We start from the raw sequence: 26653 nt of genomic DNA, 5'->3' as shown, positions 1-26653 counted from the left end.
TTCAATTCAAAACACACGGAGACAAACCATGAACGTCCTGAAGTCCCTGGCCGCCGCCGCACTGGCCGCCCTCACGCTGATCGGCGGCGCGCAGGCGGCGGACGAGTGGCCGACCAAGCCGGTGCGCATCATCACGCCCTTCCCGCCCGGCGCCGGTCCCGAGGCCGTGCTGCGCGTGCTGGCCGAGAAGCTGCAGCGCAAGTGGGGCAAGCCGGTCATCGTCGAGAACAAGCCGGGCGGCAATGGCTTCATCGCCATCGACGCCTTCAAGCGCGGCGCGACCGACGGCACCGACCTGATCCAGCTCGACAACGTGCACCTGGTCGCCTACCCCTCGCTGTTCAAGAAGCTGCCCTATGACCCGGTGAAGGACTTCGAGCCAATCAAGCCTCTGTTCATCGCGCCCTTCTTCGTCGTGGTCCCCACGGGCAGCAAATACAAGACGGTAGGCGACATCGTGGCCGACGCCAAGGTCCGCCCGGGCAAGCTCAACTTCGGCTCCTGGTCCGTGGGCAACCCGGCGCACCTGGGCGCGGCGCTGCTGGAGTCCATGACCGGTACGCAGATGCAGCACGTGATCTACAAGGAAGTCTCCATGCTCTACACCGCTGTGGCCACCGGCGAGCTGGACTGGGCGCTGGGCACCATGGCCTCGGCCGGGCCCATGCAACGCAGCGGCAAGGTGCGCTTCATCGCGGTGACTTCACCCAGGCGGCTGGCCGCCTTCCCCGATGTGCCCACGGTGGCCGAATCCGGCGGCCCCGCCGGCTACGAGGTGACCGGCTGGACCACCATTGCAGCGCCGCCCGGCCTGCCCAAGGCCGTGGCCGACAAGATCCAGGCCGACATCACCACCGCACTGGCCGAGCCGGACATCAAGGAGCGCTATGCCACCTTCGGCTACGAGACCTTCCCGGTCACGCGCGAGCAGTTCCAGGCCTTCATCGCGAGCGAGTCCACCAAGTGGGCCGACGTCATCAAGCGCGCCAAAGTTTCACTGGATTGACGGAGCAACCCGAGCCATGCAATTTCAAAAGACCCCCGGCTGGCTGGACTGGTACGCCGACCCCAGCAAACCGAAGTTCCAGCTGCCGCCCGGCAGCGTGGACGCCCACTGTCATGTGTTCGGCCCCGGGGCCCAGTTTCCCTTTGCACCAGAGCGCAAGTACACGCCTTGCGACGCCAGCAAGCAGCAGCTGTTTGCGCTGCGCGACCACCTGGGCTTCGCGCGCAACGTGATCGTGCAGGCTACCTGCCACGGCGCGGACAACCGCGCGATGGTGGACGCCTGCCTCGCCGCGGGCGACAAGGCACGCGGCATCGCCACGGTCAAGCGCAGCGTGACCGACGAGGAGCTGCAGCAGTTGCATGCCGCCGGCGTGCGCGGCGTGCGCTTCAACTTCGTCAAGCGCCTGGTGGATTTCACGCCCAAGGACGAGTTGATGGAGATTGCCGGCCGCATTGCCAAGCTGGGTTGGCACGTGGTCATCTACTTCGAGGCCGTGGACCTGCCCGAGCTGTGGGATTTCTTCACCGCGCTGCCGACCACCGTGGTCGTCGACCACATGGGCAGGCCGGACGTGAGCAAGCCGGTGGACGGCCCCGAGTTCGAGCTGTTCCTGAAGTTCATGCGCGAACACGCCAACGTGTGGAGCAAGGTCAGCTGCCCCGAACGCCTGAGCGTCACCGGCCCAAAGGCGCTGAATGGCGAACAACACGCGTATCAGGACGTGGTGCCGTTTGCGCGCCGTGTGATCGAGGAATTCCCCGACCGCGTGCTGTGGGGCACCGACTGGCCGCACCCGAACCTGAAGGACCACATGCCCGACGATGGCCTGCTGGTGGACTTCATTCCGCAGATCGCGACGACCGCCGAACTGCAGCAGAAGCTGCTGGTCGACAACCCCATGCGCCTGTACTGGCCCTCCAATGAACTTGCGTGACAGACCGCCCGAGCACAGCGAGTAGCTCTGTCACCAACTGATTAAAGGCAATTGATGGCCCTCGACAAGCCCTACCTGGACGTGCCAGGCACGACCATCTTCGACGCCGAGCAGTCCCGCAAGGGCTACTGGCTGAACCAGTTCTGCATGTCGCTGATGAAGGCGGAGAACCGCGCCGCCTTCAAGGCCGACGAACGCGCCTACCTGGACCAGTGGGCCATGACCGAAGAGCAGAAGCAGGGCGTGCTGACCCGTGACCTGAACCGTTGCATCGCGGCAGGCGGCAACATCTACTTCCTGGCCAAGATCGGCGCCACCGATGGCAAGAGCTTCCAGTACATGGCCGCGACCATGACCGGCATGACCCAGGACGAATACGCCGCGATGATGCTGGCCGGCGGCCGCTCGGCCGAAGGCAACCGCCACCTCGGCGAAGACGGCGACGCCCAGCCGCAGCACCAGCCCCAGGGCCAGGCCCACACGCACAAAGGCACCTGAATGGCCCGCATCACCGCCTCCGTCTTCACCTCGCACGTGCCCGCCATTGGCGCCGCACTGGACCTGGGCAAGACCCAGGACCCGTATTGGCAGCCGCTGTTCAAGGGCTACGACTTCAGCAAGCAATGGCTGAAGGACGAGAAGCCCGACGTGATCTTCCTGGTCTACAACGACCACGCCACGGCCTTCAGCCTGGAAATGATCCCGACCTTCGCGATCGGCTGCGCCGCAGAGTTCAAGCCGGCCGACGAGGGCTGGGGCCCGCGCCCGGTGCCCGTCGTGCAAGGCCACCCGGAACTGGCCGCGCACATCGCGCAAAGCGTGATCCAGGACGACTTCGACCTCACCATCGTCAACAAGATGGACGTGGACCACGGCCTGACCGTGCCGCTGAGCCTGATGTGCGGCCAGCCGCCGCAAAGCGACTTCCATTGGCCCTGCTCCGTCATCCCGTTTGCGGTGAATGTCGTGCAGTACCCGGTGCCCTCCGGCCAGCGCTGCTTCAACCTGGGCAAGGCGATCCGCAAGGCCATCGAAAGCTACGACCAGCCGCTGAAGGTGCAGATCTGGGGCACCGGCGGCATGAGCCACCAGCTGCAGGGCGCACGTGCCGGCCTGATCAACCGCGAGTGGGACAACGCCTGGCTGGACAAGCTGATCGCCGACCCCGCCGCCGCGGCCGCCACGCCGCACATCGACTACGTGCGCGAAGCCGGATCGGAAGGCATCGAGCTGGTGATGTGGCTGATCGCCCGTGGCGCGATGGCCGATGTCAACGGCGGCCCCGCGCCCAAGCTCAAGCACCGCTTCTATCACGTGCCCGCGTCGAACACCGCCGTCGGCCACGTCATCCTTGAAAACTCCTGAGGACCCTCACATGAGCGACAAGCAGACCCTCAAGGTCGCCCTCTCGGGCGCCGGCGCCTTCGGCATCAAGCACCTGGACGGCATCCAGAACATTCCCGGCGTCGAGGTCGTCTCCCTCGTCAGCCGCGAGCTGGAGAAGACCCGCGAAGTGGCCGCCAGGTACGGCATCGGCCACGTCAGCACCGAGCTGGCCGACAGCCTGGCCCTGCCCGAGGTGGACGCCGTGATCCTCTGCACCCCCACGCAGATGCACGCCGCACAGGCCATCGCCTGCATGAAGGCCGGCAAGCATGTGCAGGTCGAGATTCCGCTGTGCGACCTGTTGGCCGACGGCGAAGAAGTGCTGCGCGTCCAGCAAGAGACCGGCAAGGTCGCGATGTGCGGCCACACCCGCCGCTTCAACCCCAGCCACCAGTGGGTGCACAAGAAGATCAAGGCCGGCGAATTCAACATCCAGCAAATGGATGTGCAGACCTACTTCTTCCGCCGCACCAACATGAACGCGCTGGGCCAGGCCCGCAGCTGGACCGACCACCTGCTGTGGCACCACGCCGCGCACACCGTGGACCTCTTCGCCTACCAGGCCGGCAGCCCCATCGTGAAGGCCAACGCCGTGCAGGGCCCCATCCACCCGACCTTGGGCATCGCGATGGACATGAGCATCCAGCTCAAGGCTGCCAACGGCGCCATCTGCACGCTGAGCCTCTCATTCAACAACGATGGCCCGCTCGGCACCTTCTTCCGCTACATCGGCGACAGCGGCACGTACATCGCCCGCTACGACGACCTCTTCAACGGCAAGGAAGAAAAGATCGACGTGTCAAAGGTGGACGTCTCGATGAACGGCATCGAACTCCAGGACCGCGAATTCTTCACCGCCATCCGCGAAGGCCGCGAGCCCAACAGCAGCGTGGCCCAGGTGCTGCCTTGCTACAAGGTGCTGCATGAACTGGAGTTGCAGTTGAAAGGCTAAAGGGGCCGCCGAGGCTGCAATACAAGCCCATGAACCCGGTGCTTCTCCGGCTAATGCTCACCGAGGCGCTGCCGATAATTGATTCATTGACGCGCAGAACCGACCACACGATTGGGTGGAACAGCGGGAACCCGTGACCCAGCGCCGAAGACCGTCCCGCATCACCAATGCGGTGTCCGGAAGAGTCAGCCCGCCACCAGCGATGGTCGCGGGCTTTTCTCCTTTGCAGCGCGTCAGCGAGGCGCGGGCCTGAGCTTGCTCAGCTGGGTGCCGGCGCTGCCGCTGACCAGCGCTGTTGCATCTTCCAGCCGCCCGATGGCGGCGCGCGGGCCGCCGGCCTCGACAAACTCGATGCAAGCCTGGACCTTGGGGCCCATCGAGCCCGCCGGCAGGGCCAGCTCGCGCAGCGCAGCAGGCGTGGTGCGGTGCAGCCATTGCGGCTCGGCCGCGCGGAAGTCCGGCGCCACGCCGGGCACGTCAGTGAGCAGCAGCAGCAGGTCGGCACCCAGCTGGCGGGCCAGCAGGCCGCTGGCGTGGTCCTTGTCGATCACGGCTTCGACGCCGTGCACGACCCCGTCGCGGCGCAGCACCGGAATGCCACCCCCGCCGCCGCAGATCACGCTCACGCCCTGTTCCAGCAGCAGGCGGATCACGGGCAGCTCCAGCACCTGCAGCGGCCGCGGTGACGCCACCAGGCGGCGCCAGCGCTCGCCATCGCGTCCGAACTGCCAGTGGGCCGGCCGCACCAGGGCAGCCAGCTCGGCCTCGCTGTAGAGCGGGCCAATCGGCTTGCTCGGATGGGCGAACGCCGGATCGGCTGAGTCGACCTCGACCTGCGTGAGCAAGGTCGCAAAGCGGCGCTCTGGCAACAGGTTGGCCAGCGCCTGCTCGATCAGGTAGCCCACCATGCCTTCGCTCTCTGCGCCCAGCACATCCAGTGGCGTGGCTTCGCCACCGGACTGACCGGCGTAGGCGGCGGCCTGCAGCGCCAGCAGGCCGACCTGCGGGCCGTTGCCGTGCGTGATCAGCAGTTCATGCGTGCGCGCCAGCGGCGCCAGCGCCTGGGCTGCAGCGACCAGGTTGTCGCGCTGCGTCTGCACGCTGAGCGGCTGGCCGCGGCGGATCAGGGCATTGCCGCCCAAGGCTGCGACGATGCGCATCTCAGGCCAGTGTGGCGACCAGCAGCGCCTTGATGGTGTGCAGGCGGTTCTCGGCCTGGTCCCACACCACGGAGGCCGGCGACTCGAAGACCTCGTCGGTGACCTCCAGGCCGTCCATGTCGTGCTTGCGGCAGATCTCGCCGCCCTTGCGGGTGCTGCGGTCGTGCAGGGCCGGCAGGCAATGCATGAACTTGACCGCAGGGTTCCCCGTGGCCTTCATCAGCGCGGCATTGACCTGGTACGGGCGCAACAACGCGATGCGTTCGTCCCACACGGCATCGGGCTCGCCCATCGAGACCCACACGTCGGTGTAGACAAAATCCGCACCGCGCACCGCCTCGATGGCCGATTCGCAGAAGTTCAGCCGCGCACCAGTGTCGCGCGCCTTGTTCTGGGCCGACTGGATCAGCGCATGCGAGGGCCAAAGCGCCGGTGGCGCGCCGATGCGCAGGTCCATGCCCATCAGCGCCGCGCCCTGCAGCAAGGTGTCGCCCATGTTGTAGCGGGCATCGCCCAGGTAGGCCAGGCGCATCTCCGACAGCGGGCGGCTGCAATGCTCCTGCATGGTCATGAAGTCCGCCAGGATCTGCGTGGGATGGAACTCGTTGGTCAGGCCGTTGTAGACCGGCACGCCGGCGTACTCGGCCAGTTCCTTGACGATGGCCTGCGCGAAGCCGCGGTACTCGATCGCGTCGTACAGCCGGCCCAGCACGCGCGCCGTGTCCTTCACGCTTTCCTTCTCGCCCAGCTGCGAATCGCCGGGGCCGATGAAGGAGACGTTGGCGCCCTGGTCGAAGGCCGCCACCTCGAAGGCGCAGCGCGTGCGGGTGGACGCCTTCTCGAACAGCAGCGCGATGTTCTTGCCTCGCAGCTGCGGCTGCTCGGTGCCGGCGGCCTTGGCGCGCTTGAGCTCGTGGGCCATGCCCAAGAGGTAGTCGAGGTCGCGTGCGCTCAACTCGTCGAGCGAGAGCAGGCTTCGGTTGTGCAGGTTGTAGCTCATCAGGAACCTCGGGTTCAGCGGTAGGCGACGGGGTCGCGTTGAATCGGGCAGCTCATGCAGTGCGCGCCGCCGCGGCCGCGGCCCAGCTCGCCGCCAGGGATCTCCACCACCTCGATGCCGGCCGCGCGCAGGCGGCGGTTGGTGGTGGTGTTGCGGTCATAGCCGACGACCACGCCAGGCGAGAGCGCCAGCACGTTGTTGCCGTCGTCCCACTGCTCGCGCTCGGCCTCGAAGTGGTCGCCGCCGGTGGCAATGGCCTGGAAGGCCGGCAGCTCCATGACCTCGGCCAGCACCTGCAGCAGCGGCGTGTCGCCGTGCGAGCGCAGTTGCAGGCCGGCACCGTGCTCGGAAGGCCGAAGTTCGTGGCAGACGATCTGGCTGACCACCTCGGGGAAGTAGGTGAAGACGTCAGGCGCGCACTGGGTGAACACCGTGTCCAGGTGCATCGCGGCGCGCGAGCGAGGCAGCTGGGCCGCGACCACGGCGCGGGCCGCGCCGCCCCGCATCAGGGATTGGGCAAACTGCATCACCGCCTGCGGGCTGCTGCGCTCGCCCATGCCCACCAGCACCACGCCTTCGCCCAGCATCATCACATCGCCGCCTTCCAGCGTGGCCAGGCCATGATCCTGCGTCGGATCGCCGAACCAGGTCTTGAAACCCGCGTTCTCGAAGCGCGGGTGGAAGCGGTAGATGGCGGCCGTCAGCAGCGTCTCGCCACGGCGAGCCGGCCAATACAAGGGGTTCAGACTCACGCCATGACCCACCCAGCAGGTGGTGTCGCGGGTGAACAAGGTGTTGGGCAAAGGCGGCAGCACGAAGTCTTCGAGCGCAAGGTAGGCGCCCAGCAGACCGCGCGGCTGGAAAGGCAGGTCGGCCTTGGTCATGCCGCCAATCAGCAACTCGGCGAGCCGGGCCGGTGGCAGCTCGGCCAGCGCGGCGCGCAGCTCTTCGAGCATGCCGGGGCCCACGGTGTCCGGCGCGATCTTGCGTTCCAGCAGCCAGCGCTTGGCCTCTGGCAGCGCCAGGGTCTGGGCCAGCAGCTCGTGCAGCTCCAGCACCTCGATGTCGCGGCTGCGCATCTCGTGCACGAACTGCGCAAAGTCGCGCTGTGCGCGCTCCACCCACAGCACGTCATCGAACAGCAACTCGTGGCAGTTGGCCGGGGTCAGGCGGCGATGGGCCAGGCCGGGGCGGCAGACCAGCACGCTGCGCAGGCGGCCGACTTCGGAAAAAACACCTTGTTGCATCATGCGTCCTTCAGATCTTGGCCAGGTCCAGCGAGCCATTGGCCAGCATGGCCAGCGTCGCCGCCGCTGCCGCCACCAGCACCGCGGCCAGCGCCCATTCGGCCCCGCGCAGCACGCTGCGACCCTGGGCCCGCTGGGACCAGGCATGCACCGCCAGGCCAGGCGCGTAGATCAGCGCCGTGAGCAGCAGGTAGATCGGGCCAGCCGCGTACAGCAGCCAGAGGCTGTAGACCGTGGCCACGCCGCCGGTCAGGCCGAGCGCTGCGCCGCCCTTGCGCAGCGAGAGCTTGAGTGCGAACAGTGCGCACAAGAGGTAGGGCACCAGGATGGTCGAGGTGGCCAGCTTGATCAGCGCCAGGTAGGCATCTCCGGCGAAGAAGGACAGCAGCAGCATCAGCTGCACCACGCCATTGCTCCACCACAGCGCGGTCGTCGGCGCGCCCTGCGCGTTCTCGCGCTCGAAGGCCGCGGGGAAGACCCGCTCCTTGCCGGCAGAAAACGGCACCTCGGCGGCCAGCATGGTCCAGGACAGCATCGCGCCACCCACCGAGAGCAGCACGCCACCCAGCATCAGCACGGCACCCCAGGAGCCCACCGCCCGCTCCAGCACGGCAGCGGTTGACGGGTTCTTCATCGCGGCCAGCTCGGCCTGCGGCACCACGCCCAGCGAGAGCAGCGTGATGGCCATGTAGAGCACGATCGTCAGCAGGAAGCCGATGACGGTGGCACGGCCCACGTCGCCAGGTTCACGCGCCCGGCCCGAGAAGACCGCCGCCCCTTCGATGCCGATGAAGGCCCAGACGGTGACCAGCATGGTCGACTTGACCTGGCCGAACACAGGGCCCAGGGCTTCGCTGCCCCAGAAGTCCAGCGAGAAGCTGCGGGCCTGGAAGGCCAGCGCCACCAGCACGCCGAACAGCGCCAGCGGCACCAGCTTGGCCAGCGTGACGACGGTGTTCACCGCCGCAGCCGACTTCACGCCGCGCAGCACCAGCGCGTGATAGAGCCACAGCAGCACCGACGCGCCGGCAATGCCGGCCGCCGTGTTGCCATCGCCAAAGCCAAGGTTCGGCAGGAAGTAGGCCAGCGACGAGAAGATGATGATGAGGTAGCCGGCATTGCCGATCACCGCCGAGAGCCAGTAACCCCAGGCCGAGTTGAAGCCGACAAAGTCGCCAAAGCCGGCACGGGCATAACCGTAGACGCCGCCAATCGCATCGGGCGCCTGTCGTGACAGCTGCACGAACATCAGCGCCAGCGACAGCATGCCCACCGCCGTCACCGCCCAGCCCAGCAGGATGGCACCGGCACCGGCACCCGCTGCCATGTTCTGCGGCAGCGAGAACACGCCCGAGCCAATCATCGAGCCGACGACCAGGCTGCTGAGCGCGCCCAGCCCCAACGCGCCCCGGCCCCCGACCGCCACGACGGGCGATGCGCGTGGCACTTCTGCAAGGCGCGGCAACGGCCGCGAACTGCGGAGAGGAGGGTGCGAATTCATGGCCTTGATCCCGGACTTTTGTGACATCAGTCACTCTAGGCCGGTGCCTGGCTCGCACCTTGACATCCATCAACCGCGCCACCAGAAGCGCCGCGCGGTCGCCGCGCTCCTCCAGCCGCTCATCAAGCGCGCATCAAACGCGGCAGCGCGCCGATCTGCAGCGTCGGCTGATCAGCCCTGGATGCCGCGGCGCGGCGGACGGGCCGCCCGGGCGAAGGCCTGTTCGGCGTGGGCCAGCAGGCGGCTGTCCAGCGGGCGGAAACGGGGCGTTGAGGGGGAAGCCATCAAGGCCTTCCATTCGCTGTCCGAATGCGCGCTGGTGCCCAGGCCGCGGTTGAACAGCGTGAGCGCCACAGCAGGGCTCACACCCAGCGCATCGACCAGGTCGCGCAAGCGCTGGTTGTTGCCGGCATCGGGGCCAGCGTCGGCGGCCTGCGCATCATTGGCAGACTGCTGGCTGCCAGGCAAGGCGGGGGAGGCGGACATCATCGACGGGCTCATGGGCCGCATGCTAACGACAGGCCACGAGCCTTCGCCACCCCTCTTTTAGGGGTTATCGGAAACCTGTTTGCCCCGCAGCACTGGGCGATTCAGGCCATCGGCGGCGCGCCCCGCAGGGTCTCGACCAGCACGCGCAGCCCTGCTTCCAGCCGGCTGGCCGAGACCTGCGGCGAACCGGTGCCGGCGCGCGCACACAGCAGCGAAGCCATCGGCGTCATCGCGATTGCCGGGTGCGCCGGCCGCCGGCTGCAATTCGCGCCGCCGCCCGACATCTCGCGCCGCCTGGCGCCGTTCCGTCGCATCCGCGGTGCGAGGCAGGGCGAGCACTCCTAGAGTCCGCTCATTCGCCAACCACGGGAGTCCTCATGAAAGCATTGTTCACCGCCGCCGCCGCCGGCCTCGCACTGGCTTTCTTCGCCACGCTGGCGCACGCCGAAGCGCCGGGCGGCTGCGCCAAGGTCGAGGTGCAGAACCTGCGCACCGGCCAGGGGCCGTTGATGGTTGCGGCCTACACGGACGTTGCCAGCTTCCGCAAGACCGCGGCAAGCCAGCTGCAACTGGCGGTGACTGGCGAGACGATGGCGATCCAGGTCTGCGGCCTGACCGGCGACACTGTCGCGCTGACGGCCTATCAAGACCTGAACGCCAACGGCAAGATGGACGCCAACCCGTTTGGCATGCCGACCGAGCCCTGGGGCGCCTCGGGCAAGGTCGCAATGATGGGACCGAGCTGGGACTCGGCACAGGTGCCGCTGGGCACCGAGACCCTCGTCGTCAAGCTCTCCAAGTAGTCGACGGGCCAAGCGGAGCACCCCATGCGCACCACCCTGCAACGCCGCGCCTTCCTCCGTGCCTTTGCCGCTGCGACTGCCGCGACCCGCTGGCCAGCCTTTGCGCGCTCGCCCGAGGGCCAGGTCTTTGACGATGCGGTGGCCGGCCAACCCTGGCTGAAGCCATTCAAGGGCGTGACCGATCAGGACCTGCGCTGCGATGCGCTGAGCCTGTCGGGCAAGTGGCCCGCCGAATTCCGTGGACGCTTCTACCGCAACGGCCCGGCACTGAACGAGCGCGACGGCCAGCGCTACCACCACTGGTTCGCGGGCGACGGCATGGTGCAGCAGTTCAGCTTCAGCGGCGGTGCCAAGCCCGCGGTGCGCCACCTCGGCCGCCTGGTGCGCACGCCCAAGCTGGTCGCCGAGCAGAAGGCCGGCAAGTTCCTCTTCAATGCCTACGGCACGCGCATCGAGGGCGGCGAACCCGCGCAAGGCCCGGACAGCTTCAACGTTGCCAACACCAACGCGATGGAGCACGCCGGCAGGGTGCTGGCGATGTGGGAAGGCGGCTCGGCGTTTGCGCTCAGCCCCGACGACCTCGCCACGCTGGGCCCGGTGACCTGGCAGCAAGGCCTGGCGCAGATGCCGTTCTCGGCCCATCCGAAGCTGGACGCCAAGGGCAACCTGTGGAACTTCGGCAGCGCCGGCGCGAACCTGGTGGTCTGGCATGTCGACCCGATGGGCCAACTGGTCAAGGCGCAGATCGGCGAGTCGCCCTACCCCGGCGGCATGGCGCATGACGCGGCGATCACCGAGCGCCACATCGTGCTGCCGCTGCCGCCGGTGAAGCTCAACTTCGGCGAAGACGTGACAGGCGGCAAGGCCTTCACCCATGAACCCAAGGAGCCGCTGCGCATCCTGGTGATGAAGAAGGACGACATCGCCCAGCGGCGCGTGTTCGAGCTGCCGTCGCAAATGGTCTTCCACGTGGGCAACGCCCATGAGCGCGCCGACGGCAGCATCGTGCTGAGCTTCGTCAGCTCACCCACGCCCGAGTTCCTGATGCACGGGGCGTCGTCTCTGGTGGCCGGCCACCCGGCCAGCTTCGGCGGGTCCAGCACGCAACTCGCGGTGCTGGACATGCGGACCGGAAAGGTCCGCGTCGAAGGCATGCAGGACACCGTCGAGTTCCCACGCGCGCATCCGCTGCGCAACGGCCAGGCCACCCGCCACCTGCTGACCGTCGCCAGCTGGGACCGCGGCGCAGGCCGGCCGCAGTGGTTCCACGGCCTGCAGCTGCGCGACCTCCAGACCGGCCGCACGCAGCGCCATGACTACGGCCCGGGCACGGTGGTCGAAGAGCACATCGTCGTGCCCAAGCCCGGCAAGCAGGGCGAACTCGACGCCTGGCTGCTGGGCACGAGCTTCGACACGGCCAATGGCGTGACACGCGTCAACCTGCTGGACGCGCGCCACCTCGCGGACGGACCCGTCGCGCAGGCGACCCTGCCGTACGGGTTGCCGTATGGCTTCCACGGCAACTTCACGGCTGCCTGAGGAATGCGGCCCGGCACCATTGCAAGCGGCAGATTCGCACACCGTGCCGGACGGCGGTCACACCCGCGAATGTGCGCAAGTTACGATTGGGCCCTTACCTCTTTCAAGGATTGAACGCATGGCCAAGAAGATCGACCGCAGCCGCATCGAAGCAGGACGCTTCGAATTGCCGAAGAAACTGGCTTTCCTGGTGGAAGCCAAGGTGGACTACACCTCGATCTCGGAAGCGGAAGACGGTTGGCGCGTGGAATTGCCGGCGACGGCGCTTGCAGCACTGGCCAAGCTCAAGGCCAGCCTGAAGTCGCTGAAGGCCGACGGCAAGCAGGCCGCCACCGATCAAGCCGCCGCGTTGACCGCCGCCACGGCCGCGCACGAAGAGACCCGCAAGGAGCTTGCTTCGGCGCAGCGCAAGATCAAGGCGCTTGAAAAGAAGCTGTTGGCCTCGGCGCCAGCGCCCGTGGTCGCAGCCAGCGCACCCGCCAAGCTCAGCGAAGCGGCGTCGGCCAAGGCAGCCAAGCCTGCGAAGGCACCGAAGAAGCCAGCCAAGCCGGAAGCGGCCGCAGCCGCCCCTGCGGTGGAAACAGTGGTGCCAGTGCCAGGCCCGAAGCTGCCGAAGAAGCTGGCTGTGAAGAAGGCCACTGTCGTGGCACAGCCGGCACCGCTGGCCACCGCTGGTGCGATCCTGCCTGCGGGTGATGCCCCGGCCGAAGTGGCTGTGAAGTCCTGAGGGCACAGGACAACCGGTGCTAAGACCGGTTGTCCGCCTGAGGCGGCTGGCCGGCCTTTGAAGACCTGGGCCGCCAGCGCTTCTCGCGCATGGCCGCTGTCCAGCGGCCCGCCCATCGGGCGACGCGCTCGCCGTGTCAGACGTTCGCGGTGACCCGCTTGCCGACGATCACCACGACTTGCGCCGGCGCATCGAAGCGCGCGGCATTGGCCAGCGTGACGCCATCAACCTGGCGATCCGCGATCTGCGACAGGGCCGCCAGCACGCTGAACGTCATCACCAGCGCCAGCCCCGCAAAACCCACCCGCTCAACGCCCGACTGGGTCGTGGCAGAGACAGCGCGAGCGGTGTTGAAAGTGGCGGTCATGGTGGGCTCCTGAAGCGGTGCAAATCCGTTGTCGATGGATGCACTTTAGGAAACGCCACCCATGGCTGCCAGCGCGCTGCGACGAATGACGGGTTCGGCCGCGTGAACTGCAGCCGGGACCGATGGAAAGCTTCCATCGGGCGCATCCGTCAGAATGGATTCACCCGAACCCGGAAACCGCCATGTCCGTGATTTCCAGCCAGTACATCCAGCGCATCACCTTGCTTCGCGACAAGGTCGAGTCCTTCGCTCGCTACCCGTTTTCGCTGCCGGCCATCCGCTCCTTCGACAGCCTGGACCTGCACCCCAAGGTCACGTTTTTCGTCGGTGAAAACGGCTCGGGCAAAGGCATTGCCCAGGTCGCCTACGAAGACACCGAACACTTCAAGATCACCCGCGACTTCCTGGCCCATCACCAGCACGTCATGCGGGCGCTGATGGCGCCATGAACATCACGCTGTCACAAGGCGACGTGTCGTCACGGTGCGAAGCCATCCTGCGCAGCCTGCCGGACTGGTTCGGCATCGAAGAGTCTCTGCTCGAATACGTGCGGGACTCGGTCCTGCACCCGACCTGGGTGGCGCAGGACACGGACGGGCCAGCGTTCGGGTTCATCACGCTGCGCGAGCACTTCCCGTCGTCATTCGAGGTGCACTGCCTGGCGGTGCATGCAGACCGGCGGCGCAGTGGCTGCGGGCTGGCCCTGATGCAGGCTTCAGAGGCTTGGGCGAAGACGCGTGGCGCGCGCTTCATGCAGGTCAAGACGATTGCAGCCGGACACCCCAGCCTGGCCTACGCCGAGACGCGGGCCTTCTACGAACGGGTGGGTTATCTGCCGCTGGAGGTGTTCCCCGACCTCTGGCACCCGCGCAACCCCTGCCTGCAGCTGATCAAGGCGCTTTAGGTTCAGGCCTTCTTGCGTGCCACGATGAACAGCCGCGGGAAGGCCAGCAGGCGCTGGCCGTCGGCGCGCTGCGGGTAGGCTGCTTCGATGCGGGCCTGGTAGGCAGCCAGGAACTCGGCCTGCAGCGCCGGGCTCAGCGGTTCGAGGAAAGGTTTCAGGCCGGTCGCGCGCAGCCATTGCACGATGGCGGCGGCGTCGGCCATCGGGTGGTAATAGGTGGTGCGCCAGACGTCGACCTCGGCCTCGCGGGACAGCAGGTCGTGGTACTGCTCAGCCGGCAGGATGCGGGCTCGCACCTGGCCGGCGTCGCCGATGCTTGCAGCAAAGCGCGGCTCGGCGGCGGTCTCGCGCATGGACACGTGGCTGGGCTGGTCCAGGTTGTCCGGCATCTGAATCGCCAGCGCGCCACCAGGTGCCAGCAGCGACAGCAGGCGCGGCACCAGTTGCTCGTGGCCGGGCAGCCATTGCAGCGAAGCGTTGGCGTACAGCAGGTCCACCGGCGCAGGGGGTGACCAGGTGGCGATGTCGCCCTGCTCGAACAGCACGCCGGGCAGGCGCTCGCGGGCGCTGACCAGCATGGCAGGCGAGCTGTCCATGCCAATGACCTTCGCACCGGCAAAGCGCCGCACCAGCAGTTCGGTGGAGTTGCCCGGGCCGCAGCCCAGGTCGACCACGCTGCCGGCCGAGGCCAGCGGCACGCGCGCCAGCAGTTCGGCCGCGGGCCGGGTACGCTCTTCTTCAAAGCGGGTGTACAGCGCGGGGTTCCAGTCGCTCATGGTGTCGCTCCTTCAGGGGCTTCACTCTACAGCGCTCCGCCATGCGCGCGGGGTGGCTAGACTCGCTGCTGAGCCATCTCGCCAAGGACCGTCACCATGCTTCCCACCCGCTCCCTCGGCCCATTCCAAGTCAGCGCCATCGGCCTGGGCTGCATGAACCTCAGCCATGCCTACGGCCAGCCGCCCGCCTTGGCGCAGGCCGAGCAGTTGCTGCTGCATGCGCTGGACCGCGGCGTGACGCTGTTCGACACTGCCGCACTCTACGGCTTCGGCGCCAACGAGGAACTGGTGGGCAAGGTACTGAGCCCGCACCGCAGCCGCTTCACGCTGGCCAGCAAGTGCGGGCTGCATGGCGTGCCCGGTGAAGACGGCAAGCTCAAGCGCGTGCTGGACGGCCGCCCGGCCACGATCAAGGCCAGCTGCGAGGCCAGCCTGCGCCGCCTGCGCACCGACGTGATCGACCTGTTCTACCTGCACCGCTGGGACAAGAAGGTGCCGATCGAGGACTCGGTTGGCGCGATGGCCGAGCTGGTGAAAGAGGGCAAGGTGCGTTGCCTGGGCTTGAGCGAAGTCTCGGCCGGCACGCTGCGGCGCGCGCATGCGGTGCACCCCATCACCGCGGTGCAGACCGAGTATTCGCTGTGGACCCGCAACCCCGAGATCGCCGTGCTGGACGCTTGCCGCGAGCTGGGCACGGCCTTCGTCGCCTTCAGCCCGCTGGCGCGCGGGTTCCTGCCGGGCACCTTGAAGGACGTGAGTGCTTTGGTCCCCACAGACCTGCGCCGCAGCATGCCGCGCTTCGCGCCCGAGGCCTATGCGGCCAACCTGACGCTGCTGCCCGCGCTGCAGGCGATTGCGGACGAAGCCGACTGCTCGCTGGCCCAGCTCTCACTGGCCTGGCTACTGCAGCGCGGCGAACATGTGATACCCATCCCCGGCACCACGCAGATCGCCCACCTGGACGAAGACCTGGGCGCCACCAGCGTGCAACTCAGCGAACAGCAGATGGCACGCCTGGACGAGATCGTCAACGTGGCCAGCGTGCAGGGCGGGCGCTACAACGCCGGCTCGCAGGCGGAGGTCGACACCGAGACCTTCGGCGAAGCCGGCTGAAGCTTCCGGAGCGGCGGGGCCGGTAAAGTGCGTGCGCGGCCGTTTGGCGCCGCGGCAGTCCAGAAGGAACATGCATGAGACACCCTGGCCATGTCACGCGGGCCGAGCGCCGGGCCGCTCCCAAGCCGGCCCGCATCCCCTCGGGGGATCGGCCGACGTATTCGTTGGACGAGGGGCAGTCATGAGCCTCACATTCAACGACCGCGTCGCCATCGTCACTGGCGCCGGTGGCGGCCTGGGCCGTTGCCACGCGCTGGCCCTGGCCGCGCGGGGCGCCAAGGTGGTGGTCAACGATTTGGGCAACGCACAGCCGGTGGTCGACGAGATCATTGCGGCGGGCGGCCAGGCCATCGCCAACTCGGCCTCGGTGACCGACATGGCGGCCGTGCAGGCCATGGTGGACGAAGCGCAACAGACCTGGGGCCGCGTCGACATCCTGGTCAACAACGCCGGCATCCTGCGCGACAAGAGCTTCGCCAAGATGACGCTGGAAGACTTCCGCCTGGTGCTGGACGTGCACCTGATGGGCGCCGTGCATTGCTGCAAGGCCGTGTGGCCGCTGATGCAGGCCCAGCAGTACGGCCGCATCGCGCTGACCACCTCGTCCAGCGGTCTCTACGGCAACTTCGGCCAGAGCAACTACGGCGCCGCCAAGATGGCGCTGGTGGGGCTGATGCAGACGCTCTCGCTCGAAGGCGCGAAGTTCGACATCCGCGTCAACTGCATGGCCCCCACCGCTGCCACCCGCATGACCGAAGGCCTGATGCCGGCCTCCGTGCTCGAAGCCCTGAAGCCCGAAGCCGTGACCCCCGCCCTGCTCTGGCTGATCAGCCAGGACGCCCCCAACCGCGCCATCGCCTGCGCCGGCGCCGGCACCTTCGAAGCCGCCCACATCACCCTCACCCAAGGCCTGCACCTGGGCATCGGCGACGACGTGCCGGAGCAACTTGCCGCGGCCTGGGCAGAGGTCAGCGAGCGGGACAGCGAGCAGGTGCCGGGCAGCGGCGCGGCTCAGGGCATGAACGAGGTGGGCAAGGCGATGGCAGCGAAGCGGGGCGAGTGAACCTCGGCGACCGTTCGAGGGACCGGCAGCGCCTGCGGCTGCCGCACTGCCCGACCCGCGCGGGTCAGACGTAGCGCGGAATCGGCCCGTTCTGTGGCGTCGTGTTTTCGCCGAGATCGAGTACCAGCCGGTCCACATAGCACCAGCCCCAGCCTTCTGGCGGGTCATAGCCTTCGATGATCGGGTGACCCGTGGCATGGAAGTGGGCAGTCGCGTGACGATGCGGCGAATCGTCGCAACAGCCAACGTGGCCGCAATGTCGGCACAGGCGCAGATGCACCCATTCGCTGCCCGTCTTCAGGCAGTCTTCGCAGCCCAGCGCGCTGGGAACCACCCGCAGGATGCCGGCGGTGTGGGAACAGACGGGTCTCATGTCGATGCCCTCGGGATGGACGGAGGATGGATGAACAATGGTGGTACGGCGCGCTCAAGCCTCGTCGGGCGTCCAGTCCGGGCTGTAGCCGCCCAGCGTCGGGTGGTACATCTCGTCGCCAGTGTGCTGCGTGAATTCGACGTTGAGCCGGTCCTCGCGCAGGCCGAGCTGTTCGATGCAGTGGGCACACAGCGCCTTGGCAAGTGCCATCCGCAACTCGGGTGATCGTCCCTGGCGGATGTCCAGCATCATCAGCGAGACGGGCACGGGTGGCGCGTCCGGGTCGGGCATGCGCCACAGCCCACCCTCGCCGAGTTCACGCACCGCGATGCTGATGCGCCGGATGTCCACCGACATCATCTCGGCGTAGGTGCGGCACATGCTTTCGGCAAGCCGTTGCTTGACGGCGGTCGGATAGTGGTCGTTGACGTCCAGTTGCAGGTAAGGCACGGCAAGCTCCTGGTTTCGGGTCAAGGGAAAACGGCGGCGTCAGCGCACCCGCTGCCTCGCCTGCCGCGCCGCGTGCGCCCGCGGAATCCAGTACGCCAGCTGCGCCGCCGCGGCAAACGCGATGAGCCCGGTCGCGGCAATGCCTGCGCCGAGCGACAAGGTCGCCGCCAGGAAGGACAGCAGCGTCGGCCCGCAGGACGAGCCGATGTCGGACATCAGGCGCCAGACGCCGAGGAAGTGGGCGCGGCCAGTGCGGGGGGAATGGTCGGCGCCGAGGGTCATCACCATGCCGGAGCCGATGCCGTTGCCAAAGCCGATCAACGAGGCGGCGAGCAGCAGCGTGGCGGCGCCATGGGTGAAGGGCATCAGCAGCAGCGGGATGCCCATGGTGATCATCGAAGGCACGGCCACCCAGCGGCGGCCTTTCTGGTCCATGACCTTGCCGGCGGGGTAGAACACCAGCATCTCCACGCCGCCGGCCACGCCGTAGATCAGCGCGGCCACCGAAGGCGCGAGGCCGATGTGATCGGCCCACAGCGGGATCACCGCCTGCCGCGTGGCGCGCACTGCGCTGACCAGCAGCACGCCGATGCCCAGCGTGACGAAGAGGCGGTGGTGGTCCCGCAGGATGGACCGGAACGAGGGCTTGGCGGTGATAGACGCAGCGACAGCGTGAGGCTGTGTTTCATTGGCAGCCGGCACCAGGTCCGGGATGCGCGCGGCAACGCCCGCGGCCACGATCAATGCGCCGATGCCCACGCCGTAAGCCCCCGTCAGCCCGAAGTGATGGATGACCAAGGCCGCGATGAACGGGCCGATGAACAGGCCCACGCGCATCGCGCCGCCCAGCGTGGACATGGCGCGCGCGCGGAACTCGGGCGGCACGGCTTCGGTCAGGTAGCTCTGCCGCGCCAGGCTGAAGACGGCCTGCGACATGCCGATCATGAAGCAGCCCAGCGCAAACAGGCCGAGGTGATCGGTCCAGGCGGACAGCGCCATCGCCAGCGCGCACCACACGGCCGCGGCGACGATGGCCCAGCGCTCACCGCGGTGCAGCGTGATCAGCGAGGCCGGGATGTTGCTGACCATCGAGCCGATGCCGATCAGCGTGACCATCAACGCGGCCTGCGCGACCGAGGCACCGAGGTCTCGGGCAGTCAGCGGGATGACCGGGAGAATGGCACCTTCGCCAATGCCGAAGAGCAGCGAGGGACCGAAGGCCGAGACGGCGATGCCGCGCAGGGAAAAAGGTTCGGGTGTGAGGTCGGTTGTCGGGGCCATGCGTCGTCGTCAAGCCGAGTGGCGCCGGGACAGGCAGGCGCGTTGCGAACGATTGTCTGCAGATGACGCCGCGCCTGCTCGGCAAGCCGCGGTTCCCGAGCCGCCGGCATGGCTGATCAAAGCAGCGTCACTCCGGTTCGATGCCCGCGGCCTTGATCACCTTGCCCCACTTCAGCGATTCGCTGGCCTGGAAGCGGCCAAGCTCTTCGGGCGTGGAGGTCCAGGCCGTCGTGCCGGTGCTGTCGTTGAAGCTCTTCACGCCGGCGCTGCGCGTGGCGTTGAGCAACAGCTCGTGCACCCGCGCGACGATGGCCGGCGGGGTATGCGCCGGCAGGTAGGCGGCGAACCAGTAGCTCATGTCGTAGCCCTTCACCCCCGCCTCGTCCAGCGTGGGCACGTCGGCCAGCAGCGCGATGCGCTGGGTGGTGGACACGCCCAGCGCGCGCAGCTTGCCGCCCTTGATCTGCGGCACGCCGGTGGCCGTGTCGGGGATCATGAAGTCGACCTGGCCGCCGATCAGGTCGGTCAGCGCATTCGGGTTGCTCTTGTAGGGCACGTGCAGGATGTCGGTGCCGGTGAGCTGCCTGAACATCTCGCCGGCCACGCGGCTGGACGCGCTGCCGCTGGCAAAGCTCAGCTTGCCGGGCTGCTTGCGCGCGGCGGCCACCAGCTCTGCGGCGGTCTTGTACGGCGAATCGCTGCGCACCACCAGCACCTGCCCGCCCTTGGCCAGGCCGGTGACGGGCGCGAAGTCCTTCACCGGGTCGTAGGGCAGCTTCTTGAACAGGTGCTCGTTGGCGGCCTGCGTGGTGTTGGTCGCAATCAGCACGGTGTAGCCGTCCGGCTGTGCGCGGGCCACGCTTTGCGCGGCCAGCATGCCGCTGGCGCCAGCCTTGTTGTCCACCACCACGGCCTGTTTGGTCTGCTCGCTCACGGCATTGCCCAGCGCGCGGGCCAGCTGGTCGGTGGCGCTGCCGGCGGCAAAGGGCACCACGAAGGTGATGGGCCGCTCGGGGAAGCCGGACTGGGCGGCGCTCACCAGCGGCAGCGCGGCGGTCAACAAGGCGGCGAGCAGCTGGCGACGCAAGGTCGGTTGAGAGAAATGTGGCATGGGCTTGTCTCCTGTTGGTTTTGAAATGAGGGCACCGAAAGGTTCAGGGCTCGGGAATTTCCAGTGCCAGCAAGGCCGAGCTGAGCGACTTGCCGTGCGCGTCCAGCGCCAGTGAACGCGTCACGCCGCCACCCAGCGCGCCTTCGAGCACGAAGTTCAGCGCACCGAGTTGCGGCAGCTCGTAACGCCGCACCTCGCCGAGCACCAGGCCGGCAAAGTGGGCCTTCACGGCCTCGGCGCTGACGTGCTGGCACAGGTGCGCGAAGTGGGCCGGATCGTAGGCGATCAGTGAAATGTTGGACGTGTCGCCCTTGTCGCCGGTGCGCGAGTGGGCCAGCGTGCGCAGCGCAATCGTGGGATTCGGCATCAGGCCTCCATCAGGTGGACTTGCAGCGACACCGCGGACTCGGGCAGCAGCACCGACTGCACCGCGACGATCTCGCGGGCCGACTTGCTGGCCCCGCCGCCGCCGGCCGGGCCGTTGGTGTACAGCGTCTCGACCTCGTTGCCCACGCGCACCGCTTCAGCCAGCGTGTCGGTTCGTGCGGCCACGCGAAGCCGCACTTCGTAGGGCTCGGCGGCGGACGGGGGCGAAGCCGCGCCATGCAGCGCGTTCACGCCGATCAGCTCGCAGCGCAGCTCGCGCAGCGCCACGCCAGTCAGCGCCAGCCGCTCTTCGACGATGGCCTGCGCCAACTGCGCTCGGGCCAAGGCGCCAGGTCCGGCATAGGCGATCTGGCCCTCGCCGACAAAACCGTCGTGGTAGCCGACCGAGACCTTCAGCAGCCCGCTGCGCGGTGCGCCACGGCCACCGCTCACCTGCACCCGGTCCGGGCCGAGCTGCTGCACCGTCACCTCGGAGAAGTCCGCCACCACGTCCGGCTGCAGGTAGCGCTGCGGGTCGTGGATTTCGTAGAGCAACTGCTCCTTGCAGGTGGCCTCGGTCACGCAGCCGCCAGCCGCGGCCAGCTTGGTGACGACCAGGCCGCCGTCTTCGCTGACCTCGCCCATCGGGAAGCCCAGGCGCGCCAGGTCCGGCACGTCCTTGAAGCCAGGGTCGGCAAAGTAGCCGCCGGTCACCTGGCCGGCGCATTCCAGCAGGTGGCCCACCACCGTGCCCTGGCCCAGGCGCTGCCAGTCGTCCCAGGCCCAGCCGAATGCGTGCACCAGCGGCGCGAGGAACAACGCCGGGTCTGCCGCGCGGCCGGTGATGACCAGCTGCGCGCCCTGCGCCAGCGCCTGCACCATGGGCGCGGCGCCCAGGTAGGCGTTGGCCGAGAGCACGCGGTCACCCAGCGAAGCCACGGTGTCGCCGGTTTCCAGCAGGCGGTGCTCGCCGGCCTGCACGGCAGCCAGCACGTCGTCACCCGTGACCGCGGCAATCTTGAAGCCCTGCAAACCCAGCTCGGCGGCAATCGCCATCGCGCAACGCGCAGCGCCCAGCGGGTTGGCCGCGCCCATGTTGGTCAGGATGCGGATGCCGCGCGCCGCGCAGTGCGGCAGCACGGCCCGCAGCCGCGCCGCCAGCAGCGGGTCGAAGCCAGCCTCCGGGTCGCGCAATCGCGCCTGCTGGGCCAGCGCAATGGTGCGCTCGGCCAGGCATTCGAAGACCAGGTAGTCGATCTCGCCCTGCTGCGCCAGCTCGACCGCCGGCTCGATGCGGTCGCCCGAGTAACCCGCACCCACGCCCAGGCGAACAATGCGGGGCGGGGCCGATGCGGAGGTGGCAGTCATGGGGGCGAAGCGTAGGCCCGCGGCAGCGATCCAACAATTGAAATGATTGGATCGCAGCCATAAGCTATCGGCATGGACTTGAATTTCCGCCAGATTCGCGCGTTCGTCAGCGTGGCCCAGCTCGGCAGCTTCACGCGCGCCGCCACAGCGCTGCACTTATCGCAGCCCGCGCTGACGGTGCAGATCCGCAAGCTCGAAGAGGCGCTGCACAGCCGGCTGCTGGACCGCAACAGCCGCTCGGTCGCCCTCACCCGCACCGGCCGCGAGCTGCTGCCGCTGCTGCAGCGCATGCTGCAGGACATGGACGCGGTGGTGGCCGACACGCGCGAGGCCAGCGCCGGCCGGCGCGGCACGGTGCGCATTGCCGCGCTGCCCTCGTTTGCCGCCAGCCTGCTTCCGGACGTGATCCTGGCCTGCCGCGCCGCGCAACCCGGCATTGCGTTTGTGGTGCGGGACGCCGTGGCCAGCCAGGTCATGCAGTTGGTGCGCGACGAGCAGGTCGACCTGGGCCTGACCGGCGGCGCGGTGGACGCTGCCGAGTTCGACACGCTGCACCAGTGGGCCGACCGGCTGTGCCTGGTCTGCCCGGCCGACCACCCACTCGCCACCAAGCGGCAGCTGCGACTGGCCCATTTCGCCGATCAACCGCTGGTGTTGACAGACCCGTCGACCAGCGTGCGCGCGCTGGTCGACGCGGCCTTCCGCCAGCTCGGCCGGCAGGCCATCGTCGCCTGCGAGACCACCTACATGATGACGGCCGTGGCCATGGTGCGCGCCGGGCTGGGGCTGACCCTCCTGCCCGGCGGCGCACGCGAGCTGCGCGCCGAGCCCGGTCTGGTCGCCAGGCCGATTGCCGACGCGGCGTTTGTGCGCACCGTCAGCCTGATCAAGCGCCGCGGCCGCACGCTACCGGCCGCAGGGCAGGACTTCCTGGCGGCCAGCATTGCCGCCACGCGCAAAACCTAGCCAGCCTTGGCTTCGAGCAGCTTGACCAGCGTGTGCAGCACGCGGTTCACCGGCGTGGGCACGCCCCGCGCGGCGCCACGGCGCACCACCAGGCCGTTGAGATGGTCGATCTCGCTGGGCTTGCCGCGCATCAGGTCCTGCGCGGTGGAAGAGAACTGATTGGGCATGGTCTCGGCAATGCGGCGCACGGCGGCCGGCACATCGCCCGGCACGCGCACGCCTTCGGCCTCGGCCACCGCCAGGCACTCGGCCACCACGTCGCCCATCACGTCGGCAACACCTGCGGCCTGCGCCAGCACGCCATAGGGCTGGCGGCTGATGGCCGATAGCGCGTTGTAGGCGCAGTTCAGGATCAGCTTGGCCCACAGCGCGCCCACCACGTCGGGCGAAACCTCCGTCGGCACGCCGGCGGCGATCAGCATCTGCGCCACCGCCTCGCTGCTGACGGCCGCGGTGTTCGACGGCTCGATCACCAGTTCACCCCGCCCGTGGTGCTTCACATGCCCCGGCCCGGCCATCTCGGTGGCCACGTAGACCACCGCCGCGGCCACCGCCTGCGGCAAGCGCTTGCGCAGCCGCTCGGCGTTGTCCACGCCGTTCTGCAGCGTGAGCAGCAAGGCGCCTGGCGCCAGGTGCGGTCGCAGCAGGTCGCCCGCGCTTTCGGTGTCCGGCGACTTGACGCAGAACAGCACCAGCTCGGCCCCGGCCACCGCCGCCGGGTCGCTGCTGGCCGAAAGGCGGATGTGCTCGTCGAAGCCCTGCGCCTCCAGCCGCAAGCCATCGCGCTCGATGGCCGCCACATGCGCAGGCCGCGCGATCAGCATCACCTCGTGCCCGGCCCGCGCCAGCATGCCGCCGTAGTAGCACCCCACGGCGCCCGCGCCCATCACTGCGATCTTCATGCGTTTGTCTCCTGCTCGGCACATTGGATTATCGACAACTATCGCGCACAAGATATATTATCTACTTCAAGATAATTTCGGATAGTCGCATGCTTGCCTTCCCTCGCCAAGCGCTGGCACAGGAGCTGGTGACGGCCCTTCAAGGCCTCAGCCTGCTGGGCGACGCGCACAACGGATTGTTCCTTGCCGCGCCAAGGCGAACTGGCAAGTCGACTTTCCTGCAAGGTGATCTCCGCCCCGCCTTGGAAGCGGCCGGCGTGGTGGTCGTGTACGTGGACCTGTGGGCCGACGCTCGGCGTGACCCGGGCGCGCTGATCGCCGAGGCGATTGCCAGGGCACTGCAGCCGCAGCTCGGGCTGGTCGCCCGCACGGCCAAGAAGGCGGGGCTGGACAAGGTCAGCCTGGGCGGCTGGCTGCAGGTGGACACCAGCAAGATCGGCAAGGTCGACGGTCTGACGCTGGTCGACGCACTTAGAGCGCTGCACGAGACCGCCGCCAAGCCTGTGGCGCTGATCGTCGATGAAGCGCAGCACGCGCTGACCAGCGAGGCGGGCGAGGCCGCCATGACGGCGCTGAAATCGGCCCGTGACCAGCTGAACCAGCCCGGCCAGGTGAACCTGATGCTGGTCATGTCTGGCTCGGACCGCGACAAGCTCCTGCGCCTGGTCAACACCAGCGGCGCGCCCTTTTATGGCTCGCAGGTGCAGCGCATGCCGCCGCTGGGGCCGGACTTCATCGCTCACCTCACCGGATTGATCGAAGCGCAGCGGCCAAGCCTGGCGCCGGTGGACACCGCAACGCTGCAGCAGGCCTTCGCGGCCTTTGGCCACCGGCCCCAGTTCTTCATGACCGCACTCGGCCAGGTGCTGAGTCCCTTGGCGAGCCTGAGTGGCCGCTTCGAACCCGCACTGCTTCAGGCTGCGCAACTGCAACAAGCCCAGGATGAAGCACAGATGGAGTCCGACTACCTCGGACTGAAACCCAGCGAGCAGGCGGTTCTGTGGCGCATGCTCGCTCAGGGCACGCGCTTCCGGCCGTATGACGCAGAGGCCTTGCGCTTTTACCGCGACAAGACTGGCAAGCCGGTCAGCGTGGCCCAGGCACAGAAGGCGCTGGAGGCACTGCGCCAGCGAATGCCCGCGCTGGCCTGGAAATCGGCGCGCGGCGAATACGCGCTCGAAGATGCTGCCATGCACCGCTGGTACGAAGCGCGGGTGGCCGCGGGCACCTGGCCACCCGCCCCGCCCCAAGGGCTGCTGCCCCTGGAAGACGACTGACGCAGACCGCTCGCCACGCTTATCGCACTCACCGCGACTTCAACTCCAGCCGCTTGATCTCCGGCACGATGACCAGGTAGGCGACGACGGTGACCAGGGCGTTCAGGCCGACGAAGACCAGCGCGCCGTTGAACGAGCCGGTGTGGGCCAGGATGTAGCCGATGACGATGGGCGTGACGATGCCCGCGGCATTGCCGAACATGTTGAACACGCTGCCGGCCAGGCCGATGATTTCCTTCGGTGCGGTGTCGGAAACGACCGCCCAGCCCAGCGCGCCGATGCCCTTGCCGAAGAAGGCCAGCGCCATCAGGCCGACGACCAGCCACTCGTTGTCCACGTAGTTGCAGAAGATCATCGTGACCGACAGCAGCATGCCCAGCACGATGGGCGTCTTGCGGGCCACCGTGAGGCTGGCGCCCCGCTTGATCAGCCCGTCCGAGATCACGCCGCCCAGCACGCCGCCAAGGAAACCGCACAGCGCCGGCAGCGAGGCCATGAAGCCGGCCTTCAGGATGGACATGTGGCGCTGCTGCACCAGGTAGACCGGGAACCAGGTCAGGAAGAAGTAGGTCAGCACGTTGATCGAGAACTGGCCCAGGTAGATGCCCAGCATCATGCGGCTGCGCATCAGCTGTCCCAGGTTGGCCCAGGTGCGGCCGTCGCGCACGATGCCAGAGGGCATGGCCTGCGGGCCCAGGTTCAGCAAGCCACCGCCCTTGGCGATGTACTCGCGCTCGGCCTTGTTGGCCCGTGGGTGGTCGGCGGGGTTGTGCACCACCTTCAGCCACACACCGGCCAGCACGAAGCCGATCACGCCCATCCACAGGTAGACGTGGTGCCAGCCCATCCACTGGGTCAGCCCGGCCATCAGCGGCGTGAAGACCACCGCGGCGAAATACTGCGCCGAGTTGAAGATCGCCGAGGCGGTGCCGCGCTCTGCCGTGGGGAACCAGCTGGCACTCAGCTTGGCATTCGCCGGGAAGGCCGGCGACTCGGCCAGGCCGACCAGGAAGCGCAACGCGAACAGCAGCGTCACCGCGCCGAACACCCCGGCCACGGCGCCGGTGAAGGCCTGCAGCAGCGTGAACAGCGACCACAGCACGATGCTGGCTGCGTAGATCTTGCGCGCACCGTAGCGGTCCAGCAGCCAGCCGCCGGGCAGCTGCGCGGCCACGTAGGCCCAGCTGAAGGCCGAGAAGATGAAGCCCAGCTGCACCGAATCGAAGCCGAACTCGGCCTTCATCGCCGGGCCGGTGATGGACAGCGTGGCCCGGTCGGCGTAGTTCACCGTGGTGACGATGAACAGCATCGCCAGGATCAGGTAACGGACCCGGGTGGGACGCGCGGCGGCCGAAGCTGCGCCGGCCGCAGGGGGCGCGGCAAATGTGCTGTGTGTGCTCATGAAAACCTGAAGCTGAAGGGCAGGCGCGGCGCGGGCCAGGGGCGACAAGGTCCAGGGCGAGGTCGCAAGTTATATGACATCGTATGACTTATTCGCCGCCCAAGCCAAGCGGGCCTGGGCCGCCCTGCCGACGAGTCGACAAAGGAAAACCCCGGGGAAACCAAGGGATTTCCCAGGGGTGGACGAA

The 26653-nt window shown here is 68.1% G+C and carries 29 protein-coding genes and 1 pseudogene; 14 read left to right on the top strand and 16 right to left on the bottom strand.

What is annotated here, in order from left to right; all coding sequences use genetic code 11:
* The first annotated feature begins 28 nt into the window (after window positions 1–28).
* Genes LRH25_RS16530 through LRH25_RS16510 form a run of 5 tightly spaced genes read left to right on the top strand, consistent with a single transcriptional unit; the run spans window position 29 to window position 4281 of the window.
* Window positions 29–1006 carry a Bug family tripartite tricarboxylate transporter substrate binding protein gene (locus tag LRH25_RS16530; protein ID WP_141287926.1) on the top strand — a complete coding sequence of 326 codons (978 nt, stop codon included), beginning with the start codon at window positions 29–31 and terminating at the stop codon, window positions 1004–1006.
* Window positions 1007–1022: 16 nt separating this feature from the next.
* Entirely contained in the window at window positions 1023–1943 is a 921-nt protein-coding gene (locus LRH25_RS16525; protein WP_141287925.1) for an amidohydrolase family protein, read from the top strand.
* Between the two features lie 54 nt (window positions 1944–1997).
* Window positions 1998–2441 (top strand): protocatechuate 4,5-dioxygenase subunit alpha, encoded by a 444-nt coding sequence (gene ligA, locus LRH25_RS16520; protein WP_141287924.1) that lies wholly within the window; start codon window positions 1998–2000, stop codon window positions 2439–2441.
* Complete coding sequence (locus tag LRH25_RS16515) at window positions 2442–3308, top strand: class III extradiol dioxygenase subunit beta (RefSeq protein WP_141287923.1); 867 nt, start codon at window positions 2442–2444, stop codon at window positions 3306–3308.
* A gap of 10 nt (window positions 3309–3318) precedes the next feature.
* Window positions 3319–4281 (top strand): Gfo/Idh/MocA family oxidoreductase, encoded by a 963-nt coding sequence (locus LRH25_RS16510; RefSeq protein WP_141287922.1) that lies wholly within the window; start codon window positions 3319–3321, stop codon window positions 4279–4281.
* Between the two features lie 233 nt (window positions 4282–4514).
* On the opposite strand, the gene LRH25_RS16505 is transcribed toward LRH25_RS16510, so the two are convergent.
* The 6 genes from LRH25_RS16505 to LRH25_RS32815 all read right to left on the bottom strand — a co-directional run bounded on the left by LRH25_RS16505 (window position 4515) and on the right by LRH25_RS32815 (window position 9908).
* Window positions 4515–5441 (bottom strand): carbamate kinase, encoded by a 927-nt coding sequence (locus LRH25_RS16505; RefSeq protein ID WP_231011678.1) that lies wholly within the window; start codon window positions 5439–5441, stop codon window positions 4515–4517.
* Between the two features lies 1 nt (window position 5442).
* Entirely contained in the window at window positions 5443–6441 is a 999-nt protein-coding gene (argF, locus tag LRH25_RS16500; RefSeq protein WP_141285999.1) for an ornithine carbamoyltransferase, read from the bottom strand.
* A 14-nt stretch (window positions 6442–6455) separates the two neighbouring features.
* On the bottom strand, window positions 6456–7688 hold the full coding sequence (gene arcA / locus LRH25_RS16495; RefSeq protein ID WP_211361312.1) for an arginine deiminase: 1233 nt from the start codon (window positions 7686–7688) through the stop codon (window positions 6456–6458).
* 10 nt (window positions 7689–7698) lie between these two features.
* On the bottom strand, window positions 7699–9189 hold the full coding sequence (locus tag LRH25_RS16490; RefSeq protein WP_141286003.1) for a basic amino acid/polyamine antiporter: 1491 nt from the start codon (window positions 9187–9189) through the stop codon (window positions 7699–7701).
* A gap of 171 nt (window positions 9190–9360) precedes the next feature.
* Window positions 9361–9678 (bottom strand): hypothetical protein, encoded by a 318-nt coding sequence (locus LRH25_RS16485; RefSeq protein ID WP_141286005.1) that lies wholly within the window; start codon window positions 9676–9678, stop codon window positions 9361–9363.
* A 101-nt stretch (window positions 9679–9779) separates the two neighbouring features.
* Window positions 9780–9908, bottom strand: coding sequence for a hypothetical protein (locus LRH25_RS32815; RefSeq protein WP_259372426.1), 129 nt, complete (start codon window positions 9906–9908; stop codon window positions 9780–9782).
* Between the two features lie 147 nt (window positions 9909–10055).
* Between LRH25_RS32815 and LRH25_RS16480 the strand changes: the two genes are divergently transcribed.
* From LRH25_RS16480 to LRH25_RS16470, 3 genes are all read left to right on the top strand, one after another.
* The gene (locus LRH25_RS16480) at window positions 10056–10481 is read left to right on the top strand and encodes a DUF2141 domain-containing protein (protein ID WP_141286007.1); all 426 of its coding nucleotides are present in this window, start codon (window positions 10056–10058) and stop codon (window positions 10479–10481) included.
* A gap of 24 nt (window positions 10482–10505) precedes the next feature.
* A complete protein-coding gene (locus tag LRH25_RS16475; RefSeq protein WP_141286009.1) occupies window positions 10506–12020 on the top strand; it encodes a carotenoid oxygenase family protein in 1515 nt (504 codons plus the stop codon).
* 118 nt (window positions 12021–12138) lie between these two features.
* Entirely contained in the window at window positions 12139–12747 is a 609-nt protein-coding gene (locus tag LRH25_RS16470) for a hypothetical protein (RefSeq protein ID WP_141286010.1), read from the top strand.
* 136 nt (window positions 12748–12883) lie between these two features.
* On the opposite strand, the gene LRH25_RS16465 is transcribed toward LRH25_RS16470, so the two are convergent.
* Window positions 12884–13114, bottom strand: coding sequence for a hypothetical protein (locus LRH25_RS16465; protein ID WP_141286012.1), 231 nt, complete (start codon window positions 13112–13114; stop codon window positions 12884–12886).
* Window positions 13115–13302: 188 nt separating this feature from the next.
* On the opposite strand from LRH25_RS16465, the pseudogene LRH25_RS16460 reads away from it, so the two are divergent.
* Window positions 13303–13461 (top strand): annotated as a pseudogene (locus tag LRH25_RS16460) (AAA family ATPase); the annotation flags it as partial.
* 98 nt (window positions 13462–13559) lie between these two features.
* Window positions 13560–14018: a GNAT family N-acetyltransferase gene (locus tag LRH25_RS16455; protein ID WP_141286014.1), complete on the top strand. Its 459-nt coding sequence runs from the start codon at window positions 13560–13562 to the stop codon at window positions 14016–14018.
* 2 nt (window positions 14019–14020) lie between these two features.
* On the opposite strand, the gene tam is transcribed toward LRH25_RS16455, so the two are convergent.
* The gene (gene tam, locus LRH25_RS16450; RefSeq protein ID WP_141286016.1) at window positions 14021–14794 is read right to left on the bottom strand and encodes a trans-aconitate 2-methyltransferase; all 774 of its coding nucleotides are present in this window, start codon (window positions 14792–14794) and stop codon (window positions 14021–14023) included.
* A gap of 96 nt (window positions 14795–14890) precedes the next feature.
* Here tam and LRH25_RS16445 point away from each other — a divergent pair, with 96 nt between their 5' ends.
* Both LRH25_RS16445 and LRH25_RS16440 read left to right on the top strand, forming a co-directional pair.
* On the top strand, window positions 14891–15907 hold the full coding sequence (locus LRH25_RS16445; protein WP_141286018.1) for an aldo/keto reductase: 1017 nt from the start codon (window positions 14891–14893) through the stop codon (window positions 15905–15907).
* 181 nt (window positions 15908–16088) lie between these two features.
* Complete coding sequence (locus LRH25_RS16440; RefSeq protein WP_141286020.1) at window positions 16089–16970, top strand: SDR family NAD(P)-dependent oxidoreductase; 882 nt, start codon at window positions 16089–16091, stop codon at window positions 16968–16970.
* A gap of 64 nt (window positions 16971–17034) precedes the next feature.
* Here the strand turns inward: LRH25_RS16440 and LRH25_RS16435 are convergent, their stop codons facing one another.
* From LRH25_RS16435 to LRH25_RS16410, 6 genes are all read right to left on the bottom strand, one after another.
* On the bottom strand, window positions 17035–17343 hold the full coding sequence (locus tag LRH25_RS16435; protein WP_141286022.1) for a UBP-type zinc finger domain-containing protein: 309 nt from the start codon (window positions 17341–17343) through the stop codon (window positions 17035–17037).
* Window positions 17344–17397: 54 nt separating this feature from the next.
* On the bottom strand, window positions 17398–17793 hold the full coding sequence (locus LRH25_RS16430; protein WP_141286023.1) for a tautomerase: 396 nt from the start codon (window positions 17791–17793) through the stop codon (window positions 17398–17400).
* Window positions 17794–17832: 39 nt separating this feature from the next.
* Complete coding sequence (locus tag LRH25_RS16425) at window positions 17833–19074, bottom strand: MFS transporter (protein ID WP_141286025.1); 1242 nt, start codon at window positions 19072–19074, stop codon at window positions 17833–17835.
* A 127-nt stretch (window positions 19075–19201) separates the two neighbouring features.
* Entirely contained in the window at window positions 19202–20185 is a 984-nt protein-coding gene (locus LRH25_RS16420) for a Bug family tripartite tricarboxylate transporter substrate binding protein (protein ID WP_141286027.1), read from the bottom strand.
* A gap of 43 nt (window positions 20186–20228) precedes the next feature.
* Entirely contained in the window at window positions 20229–20537 is a 309-nt protein-coding gene (locus LRH25_RS16415; RefSeq protein WP_141286031.1) for an AtuA-related protein, read from the bottom strand.
* Window positions 20538–20551: 14 nt separating this feature from the next.
* The gene (locus LRH25_RS16410; RefSeq protein ID WP_231011675.1) at window positions 20552–21919 is read right to left on the bottom strand and encodes an acyclic terpene utilization AtuA family protein; all 1368 of its coding nucleotides are present in this window, start codon (window positions 21917–21919) and stop codon (window positions 20552–20554) included.
* A 72-nt stretch (window positions 21920–21991) separates the two neighbouring features.
* Here LRH25_RS16410 and LRH25_RS16405 point away from each other — a divergent pair, with 72 nt between their 5' ends.
* Entirely contained in the window at window positions 21992–22885 is an 894-nt protein-coding gene (locus LRH25_RS16405; RefSeq protein WP_231011674.1) for a LysR family transcriptional regulator, read from the top strand.
* Here LRH25_RS16405 and LRH25_RS16400 read toward each other — a convergent pair.
* A complete protein-coding gene (locus tag LRH25_RS16400; protein WP_231011669.1) occupies window positions 22882–23787 on the bottom strand; it encodes a ketopantoate reductase family protein in 906 nt (301 codons plus the stop codon). The two genes, LRH25_RS16405 and LRH25_RS16400, sit on opposite strands and share 4 nt — an antisense overlap.
* Before the next feature lie 89 nt (window positions 23788–23876).
* On the opposite strand from LRH25_RS16400, the gene LRH25_RS16395 reads away from it, so the two are divergent.
* The gene (locus tag LRH25_RS16395) at window positions 23877–25064 is read left to right on the top strand and encodes an ATP-binding protein (protein WP_141289314.1); all 1188 of its coding nucleotides are present in this window, start codon (window positions 23877–23879) and stop codon (window positions 25062–25064) included.
* Between the two features lie 28 nt (window positions 25065–25092).
* Here the strand turns inward: LRH25_RS16395 and LRH25_RS16390 are convergent, their stop codons facing one another.
* On the bottom strand, window positions 25093–26466 hold the full coding sequence (locus tag LRH25_RS16390; RefSeq protein ID WP_141289313.1) for an MFS transporter: 1374 nt from the start codon (window positions 26464–26466) through the stop codon (window positions 25093–25095).
* Window positions 26467–26653 lie beyond the last annotated feature (187 nt).

Origin of the sequence: Ideonella azotifigens (genome assembly GCF_021043325.1) — a bacterium.
Classification (GTDB): Bacteria; Pseudomonadota; Gammaproteobacteria; order Burkholderiales; family Burkholderiaceae_C; genus Ideonella; species Ideonella azotifigens.
This window is presented reverse-complemented; position numbering and strand designations above follow the sequence as displayed.